Consider the following 7,817-nt stretch of genomic DNA (forward strand, 5'->3'; position numbering starts at 1 on the left):
TTTGTATTATTTAATAAATGTTGACAACTTTGAAAAAGACAAAGAGATAATAGATTGATAGATGAAAGACTAAAAAAAATATAGATGTTAGTATTTATCTATTATCTATCCGTCTATTATCTTTTCATCTCTCCTCAAAAAGTTATATTTTCTTTAAATCTGAAATCTAAATTCTGAAATCTAATATCTTATTCGTAAATTTCAACTTTATAAAAATGAATTATGAGTAAAATGCCAAAAAAGTTTGGAAAAAATGAGAAAGATTTCTCAACAAAGATTTTAAAAGTACTATCACAAAACGCGAATAAACCTTTTAATTATAAACAAATTTCAGCATTACTTGAAGTAGATGATACTAAGAGTAGAAATGAAATTATTAAAGATTTAAAAATTCTTGCTTCACAAAATAAAATTATTGAAACCGAACCAGGAAAATATCTGGTAAAAGGAATTTCACAAGATTATTACGAAGGAAAAATAGACATGACTTCTCGAAAAACAGCCTATTTTGTTTGTCCTGATTTTGGAGAAGATGTTTTTATTCCAACCAATAATTTAAATCATGCTTTAGATAAAGACATTGTAAAAGTTTATATCTATAACAGAAGAAAAGGAAAACGCCCTGAAGGAGAAGTTATAGAAGTCGTAGAAAGAGCTAAAACAGATTTTGTAGGTGTAATAGATATTCAGAAGAATTTTGCTTTTGTAAGCACTGCAAATCCTAAAATGTATACAGATATTTTTATTCCGTTAGCAAAAATTGGAGAAGCACAACAAGGTGATGTCGTTTTAGTTCATATCGAAGATTGGCCTAAAAAAGCTGATTCTCCTTTTGGAACCGTAACTAAAGTTTTAGGAAAACCAGGAGAACACAATACCGAAATTCATGCTATTTTGGCTGAATATGGTTTACCAGCAGAATTTCCTGTAGATGTAGAAGTATATGCTCAAAAAATAGACACTTCTATTCAAGAAAGTGAAATTGCTAAGCGTCGTGATATGCGACAAACATTAACTTTTACTATCGATCCAAAAGATGCTAAAGATTTTGATGATGCACTTTCGTTTAAAAAACTAGAAAACGGAAATTACGAAATAGGAATTCACATTGCCGATGTTTCTCATTATCTTGAAGAAGGAACAATTTTAGATGACGAAGCTTATCAACGCGCAACATCAGTATATTTAGTAGATAGGGTTGTACCAATGTTACCTGAGGTTTTGTCAAATTTTGCTTGTTCATTACGACCAAACGAAGAAAAATATACATTTTCAGCTATTTTTGAAATAGATGAAAAAGCAACAGTTATCAATCAATGGTTTGGAAGAACAGTAATCGATTCAAACCAACGTTTTGCTTACGAAGAAGCGCAATATATTATTGAAACCAAAGACAATACAATTCCAGTAGATATTTCTATTACAGGAAGTTCTTATGTAGTTTCTGACGAAATTGTAGCTGCTACATTAAAACTAGATGATTTAGCTAAAATTATGCGTCGCAAACGTATGAATGATGGTGCAATCTCTTTTGATAAAGTAGAAGTGAAATTCAACTTAAGCGAAGACGGAGAACCAGAAGGTGTGTTTTTTAAAGTTTCTAAAGATGCCAATCATCTTATTGAAGAATTCATGTTATTAGCCAACAGAAAAGTGGCTGAATACATTGGTAAACAAAAGAAAACGTTTATTTACAGAATTCACGACGAACCAAATGAAGATAAATTGTTTGCTATGCAAGCTGTAATTGCAAAATTTGGTTATAAAATAGATTTTAGAGGTGGAGAAATCTCTAAATCTCTAAATACTTTAATGGAAGAAGTAAACGGTAAAAAAGAACAAAATCTTATTGATACTTTAGCGATTAGAACCATGAGTAAAGCTAAATATTCGACCGATAATATTGGTCATTATGGTTTGGCTTTCGATTATTATTCTCATTTCACTTCGCCAATTCGTCGTTATCCAGACGTTATGGTTCATCGATTATTGCAATATTATTTAGATGGAGGAAAATCTGTCGACCAGGAAACGTACGAAACAAAATGTCAGCATACATCAAATATGGAAGGTTTAGCAACTAATGCCGAACGTGATTCTATAAAATATATGCAGGTAAAATACATGCAAAATCATCAAGATCAGGAGTTTTTAGGTGTAATTTCTGGTGTGACTGAATGGGGAATTTATGTAGAAATCATCGAAAATAAATGCGAAGGAATGGTTCGTATTCGTGATATAAAAGATGATTATTATACTTTCGATGAAAAACAATATGCTTTAGTTGGCGAAATTTCTAAATCTTTATTGCAATTAGGCGATGAAGTTTGGGTCAAAGTAAAAAATGCCGACTTGGTTAAAAAACAATTAGATTTTAACTTTATAAGAAGAAAAGAGTAATTATGAAAAAAATATTTATAATCCCGTTTTTACTGGTAACTAACCTAATTACAGCACAAGTAACAAAAAATGTTGGAGATTTTACTAAGGTTACAGCTTTCGACAAAATTTCGGTTCAATTAATAGAATCAACTGAAAATAAAATAGAACTAAAAGGAAAATTTGAAAATGAAGTCGAACTTGTAAACAATAATGGAGAGTTAAAAATAAGACTTCCAATAGGAAATTTTTTAAATGGTGAAGATTTAATTGCCCGTGTTTATTTTAAAAAACTAGAAGGATTAGAAGCCAATGAAGGTACTTACGTTTCTTGTGATACTGAAATTAAAACTTTGGATTTTAGTCTTATCGCAAAAGAAGGATCTCAAATAAAAGTGATTGTCGATGCACAAAGAATTACAGTAAAATCATCCAATGGTTCTATTATAAAACTATCAGGAAAAGCACAAAATCTTGATGCAATGACTAATTCTGGAGGAAAACTAGAAGCAGAAAAATGTATTACTTCTCAAACAACAGTATCTGTAAATGCAGGAGGATTTGCCGATGTATATGCTACTGATTTAGTAGATGCAAAAACAAGAGCTGGAGGTACAATAACCATATACGGAAATCCAAAACAAGTAAATCAGAAAACAGTTTTAGGAGGACATATCGTAATAAGCAAGCGTTAGTTTAATTTTTAAAATATAAATTTTTAACTTGCGTCATCAGAATATTAACTAAAAAAAATTTATGATTCATTATATTTTAGGCAACGGAATCCCATTAGGAATATTTTTAAGTTTCATGATAGGACCTGTTTTTTTTGTACTACTAGAAATTAGTATAACAAAAGGTTTTCGTGCCGCTTTAATGTTTGATTTAGGGGTTATACTAGCTGATGTTTTTTTTATAGGTGTTGCTTATCTAGGAAGTTATAGATTAATTCAGAGTTTAAAAGATGATCCAGCCTTGTTTATTTTTGGTGGGATTATCATGGTAACTTACGGATTAATTTCTTTTTTTAAATTACGTAAAGCGCACAAAGCAGAAGTTGATGAAGAAGCTGTCGAATTGATTAAAAAAGACTATTTAAACCTATTTATAAAAGGGTTTTTACTTAATTTTATCAATATAGGTGTTTTGGGTTTTTGGTTGCTTATCATCATCACATTTGTCCCAAAATTGCAAGTAGAACTCTCTAATGTTATTTGGTTTTTTACCACTGTTATCGTTACTTATATCATTACAGATATTGGTAAAATACTTTTATCCAAGCAATTAAGAAATAAATTAACTACAGAAAATATTATTAAAATAAAAAAAATAAGCAGTATTTTGCTTATTGTTTTTGGTGCTTTTTTGCTTTCTCAAGGTTGGTTTCCTAGCGACAAAACTTTTGTAACAAACACGATTGAGAAGATTGAAAAAAAGTAAAATTTATTATTTTATACCCAATTTATGCTGAATTAATTTCAGTTATTTTATAAAATTTGATTAACACCAACCATGAAAAAACTTTTACTTTTATTATTATTTTCTTTGCCTATTTTTGCTCAAAACGATTCAATTCCAGTAGTAAAACCAAACTTATCATTAATTGGATTAACCAAACTAAATATTGTTTATAAAGGGATTTCAAATCCTTTTTTGGTTAATGTAAAAGATTCGAAACCTTTCAAAATTAAAGGGGAATCGGTTTTACAAAACATTGATGGTACTTATAGTATCAAACCTAAAACATCAAAAGACACTAAAGTTCAGGTTGAAATACAAACATCCGATTCTACTAAAGTTATCGAAGAACACATTTTTAGAACAAAAGAATTACCCTATGCCGCTTTACTTGTAAACAAAAAAGGTTGTATTAATGGAGAGTGTACGATTGAAATGCCAAGTAAAGAGCTTTTAAATGCTGAAATTACAGTTAAATTAATCGACTATCTGTTAGATTATAACATCACTGTTACAAGCTTTAGAATTCATTTATCAAATACAAATGGTGATTTCTTAGACAGTTTTGAAGTAAAAGGAGACAAAATACCACAAGATATTTATGAAGCTATTGCTGCTAACGATAAAGCTACTTTAATTGTGATTCATAAGTTTACTTTCGCCTCCGATATTGGTTTATCCATCATGAAAACTCCTGTGGTGAAGATTAGGAGAATATTGGAAACTAAGTAGTTTCTACAAAAAATAAACATAAAAAAAGAGATAGGATTGTGTCTCTTTTTTTATGGCATCTCCGTATAGTTATCGAGCCGGATTCGAACACCGCATTATCTTATTTTTTCTAAAAATTTCACATAAAAAAAACCTCCAAATTTCTTTGAAGGTTTTAGAGTCATATCCCGCGATAGCCATCGGCACGGATTCGAACCATGTATTTAATTAATTTTTCCTAAAAATTTTCCATAAAAAAAAGAGACACATTTCTGTATCTCTTCTTGAGGCATCGTCCGGATTCGAACCGGAGTAGGAGCTTTTGCAGAGCCCAGCCTAGCCGCTCGGCCACGACGCCCTGTGTTTAGCGGAATGCAAATATAAGAAACAAATGATAATTAGCAATTGATAATTAACAAATTTTAAAAATTATCAATTATCAATTGTTAATTATCAATTAATTCTAGTTTCTATATTCTTCCATTTCAATTGTAACCGCTTCAACATCACCACCAATAGGCGGATTTAGTTTAGAAACTGCCACAATAATTCTGGAAACCGAAGCAATTTCTGCAAAGATTCTAGTGATGATTCTGTTGGCCACATGTTCTAATAAATGCGAACGAACCGCCATTTCTTCGACTACAATTTGGTTTAGAAGCACATAATCGACCGTATCTTTCAAGTTATCTGACAATGAAGAACGTCGTAAATCGGTTTTTATTTCTAAATCTACCTTGTAATCAGAACCAATTTTGCCTTCTTCAACCAAACAACCATGATAAGAAAAAGTACGTATGTTTTTTAGTTTTATAATGCCCATTTTGAGTTTGTTTGTGGATTTGTTTATTCGTTTATTCGATAATATCACATAAATAACCGATTTTTAGTCATCATTTATCAAATAACCAAATCAACGATTAACCAAATAGCCAACATTTATTTATCTTTGCTAAAATTAAACAAAATTATGTCAACTGAAGAAAAATCTCTGAATTTCATCGAACAAATAATAGAAGATAGTTTATCTAATGGATTAGCTCAGGATAAATTGCGCTTTCGTTTTCCGCCAGAACCAAATGGTTACTTGCACATTGGTCATGCCAAAGCGATTTGTTTGAATTTTGGATTGGGATTAAGATATAATGCGCCTGTAAATTTGCGTTTTGACGATACAAATCCTGCCAAAGAAGAGCAAGAATATGTAGATGCAATTAAGGAAGATTTACTTTGGTTGGGCTTCAATTGGGCAGAAGAACGTTATGCTTCCGATTATTTCCAACAATTGTACGATTGGGCAATTGTGATGATTAAAAAAGGAAAAGCTTATGTAGACAGTCAGTCATCAGAAGACATGGCAATTCAAAAAGGAACACCAACTCAACCAGGAGTCGATGGACCATTTAGAAATCGTTCTGTTGAAGAAAATTTGCAACTTTTTGAAGCTATGAAAAACGGTGATTTCCCAGAAGGAAGTCATGTTTTGAGAGCCAAAATAGATATGACATCTACTAATATGCTAATGCGTGATCCGTTGATGTACAGAGTTTTGCATCGTCATCATCATAGAACAGGAAACGATTGGAAAATTTATCCAATGTATGATTATGCACATGGCGAAAGCGATTATATCGAACAAATTTCACACTCAATTTGTACTTTAGAATTTGTAATGCACCGCGAATTATACAATTGGTTTTTAGATCAAATTTATGATGCAACTAAAGTGCGTCCCAATCAATATGAGTTTGCTCGTTTGAATTTGAATTATACTATAATGAGTAAACGAAAACTCTTGCAATTAGTTGAAGAAAAAGTAGTTAATAGTTGGGACGATCCAAGAATGCCAACAATTTCGGGTTTGCGTCGTCGTGGGTATACTGCAAAATCTATTCGAAATTTCTGTGAAACAATTGGTGTTGCAAAACGTGAAAATGTCATTGATGTTTCGCTTTTGGAGTTTTGTTTACGTGAAGATTTAAACAAAACCGCGCCACGAGTTATGGCGGTTTTAGATCCAGTAAAATTGGTCATTACAAACTATCCAGAAGGAAAAGAAGAATGGTTAGAAGCCGAAAATAATCAAGAAGATGAAAGTGCGGGTTTTAGAAAAGTGCCATTTTCTCGTGAATTATATATAGAAAGAGAAGATTTTCTTGAAGTTGCTCCAGCCAAATTTTTCCGTTTAAGTATCGGAAACGAAGTTCGTTTAAAAAACGGATACATTATTAAGGGAGAAAGTGTTACAAAAGATGCAAACGGAAATATTATCGAAATTCAAGCGACTTATGATACCGATTCTTTAAGCGGAAGCGGTACCGAAGCGAGTAAACGAAAAGTTGCTGGAACTTTGCATTGGGTTTCAATTTCACACGCTATTGAAGCCGAAATTCGTTTGTATGATAGATTGTTTATTGATGAAGCGCCAGATTCTCACAAAGAGAAAAACTTCCTCGATTTCATGAACAAATCATCATTAGAAATTGTAAAAGGATTTGTAGAACCAAGCCTTGCCGATGTGAAAGCGAATGATAAATTTCAGTTTCAGCGTTTGGGGTATTTTAATGTTGATAAAGACTCAACTACTTCAAAATTAGTCTTTAACAAAACTGTTGGACTCAAAGATGCTTGGGAAGAAAAAGGTAAAAAAGAAGAAAATTTATTGATGAATATGTTGAAAGAAATCAATAAATATTTTAAAGTTGATACTAAAGAAGACAGAATAATTATCCAAAATATTATTGGAGAAAGTATAAAAAGTGTTGCAAATTTTAGTTTGTTAATTAATTCAATTAACAAGAATATTAGTAACAATAAGAGCTCTTTGTTATTTGCTAATTTTATTTTAAAATATTCTGATAAAATAAAACCTTCTGATTTAGAATTAGATTCTTTAAATAAATTATATAATATGTCTATTAAAAGCGAATCTTCTTTTGTTAGATATGAAGGAATCAAAAATTTAAAAAATGATTCAGAGAATTTTTCTAATTTTCAAGTACAATTATCAGAATTGAAAAATTCAGAGAAAAATGAAAAAGTTTTAGAATTATTATAAAATTTTAAAATTGATAGTTTTTACAAATAAAAAATCCACTTTCGAGTGGATTTTTCTATTATAGATATTTTTTATTGAAACTTAAATAAAAATAGATTTTATATTAAAAAAGTGACCTTCATAAATGGATTTTAACAGGTTTAAAAAACAGGTTAAAGTGTTTTTACGTTTATCGAAAAACCGTTTATTAAATCGCTTTATTTTAATTTTT

6 protein-coding genes and 1 tRNA gene are annotated in these 7,817 nt (G+C 30.4%); 5 read left to right on the forward strand and 2 right to left on the reverse strand.

Going from position 1 to position 7,817, the window contains the following annotated elements:
• Window positions 1-222 precede the first annotated feature (222 nt).
• From rnr to ACH2BG_RS06465, 4 genes are all read left to right on the forward strand, one after another.
• Window positions 223-2,400 carry a ribonuclease R gene (gene rnr, locus ACH2BG_RS06450; RefSeq protein WP_395046891.1) on the forward strand — a complete coding sequence of 726 codons (2,178 nt, stop codon included), beginning with the start codon at window positions 223-225 and terminating at the stop codon, window positions 2,398-2,400.
• Window positions 2,401-2,402: 2 nt separating this feature from the next.
• Entirely contained in the window at window positions 2,403-3,074 is a 672-nt protein-coding gene (locus tag ACH2BG_RS06455) for a head GIN domain-containing protein (protein ID WP_395046892.1), read from the forward strand.
• 61 nt (window positions 3,075-3,135) lie between these two features.
• Window positions 3,136-3,819, forward strand: a complete 684-nt coding sequence (locus ACH2BG_RS06460; protein ID WP_395046893.1) for a LysE family translocator — start codon at window positions 3,136-3,138, stop codon at window positions 3,817-3,819.
• 72 nt (window positions 3,820-3,891) lie between these two features.
• Complete coding sequence (locus ACH2BG_RS06465; RefSeq protein WP_395046894.1) at window positions 3,892-4,569, forward strand: hypothetical protein; 678 nt, start codon at window positions 3,892-3,894, stop codon at window positions 4,567-4,569.
• 266 nt (window positions 4,570-4,835) lie between these two features.
• Here the strand turns inward: ACH2BG_RS06465 and ACH2BG_RS06470 are convergent.
• Window positions 4,836-4,906, reverse strand: a tRNA-Cys gene (locus ACH2BG_RS06470).
• Window positions 4,907-5,011: 105 nt separating this feature from the next.
• The gene (gene folB / locus ACH2BG_RS06475; protein WP_395046895.1) at window positions 5,012-5,371 is read right to left on the reverse strand and encodes a dihydroneopterin aldolase; all 360 of its coding nucleotides are present in this window, start codon (window positions 5,369-5,371) and stop codon (window positions 5,012-5,014) included.
• A gap of 147 nt (window positions 5,372-5,518) precedes the next feature.
• Between folB and ACH2BG_RS06480 the strand changes: the two genes are divergently transcribed.
• Complete coding sequence (locus tag ACH2BG_RS06480) at window positions 5,519-7,606, forward strand: glutamine--tRNA ligase/YqeY domain fusion protein (protein ID WP_395046896.1); 2,088 nt, start codon at window positions 5,519-5,521, stop codon at window positions 7,604-7,606.
• The last annotated feature ends 211 nt before the right edge of the window (window positions 7,607-7,817 follow it).

Origin of the sequence: Flavobacterium sp. (assembly GCF_043779715.1) — a bacterium.
GTDB lineage: Bacteria > Bacteroidota > Bacteroidia > Flavobacteriales > Flavobacteriaceae > Flavobacterium.

Coding starts and splice junctions, on each gene's coding strand:
- rnr (WP_395046891.1), top strand. CDS start 223: ATGAGTAAAATGCCAAAAAAGTTTGGAAAAAATGAGAAAGATTTCTCA.
- ACH2BG_RS06455 (WP_395046892.1), top strand. CDS start 2,403: ATGAAAAAAATATTTATAATCCCGTTTTTACTGGTAACTAACCTAATT.
- ACH2BG_RS06460 (WP_395046893.1), top strand. CDS start 3,136: ATGATTCATTATATTTTAGGCAACGGAATCCCATTAGGAATATTTTTA.
- ACH2BG_RS06465 (WP_395046894.1), top strand. CDS start 3,892: ATGAAAAAACTTTTACTTTTATTATTATTTTCTTTGCCTATTTTTGCT.
- folB (WP_395046895.1), bottom strand. CDS start 5,371: ATGGGCATTATAAAACTAAAAAACATACGTACTTTTTCTTATCATGGT.
- ACH2BG_RS06480 (WP_395046896.1), top strand. CDS start 5,519: ATGTCAACTGAAGAAAAATCTCTGAATTTCATCGAACAAATAATAGAA.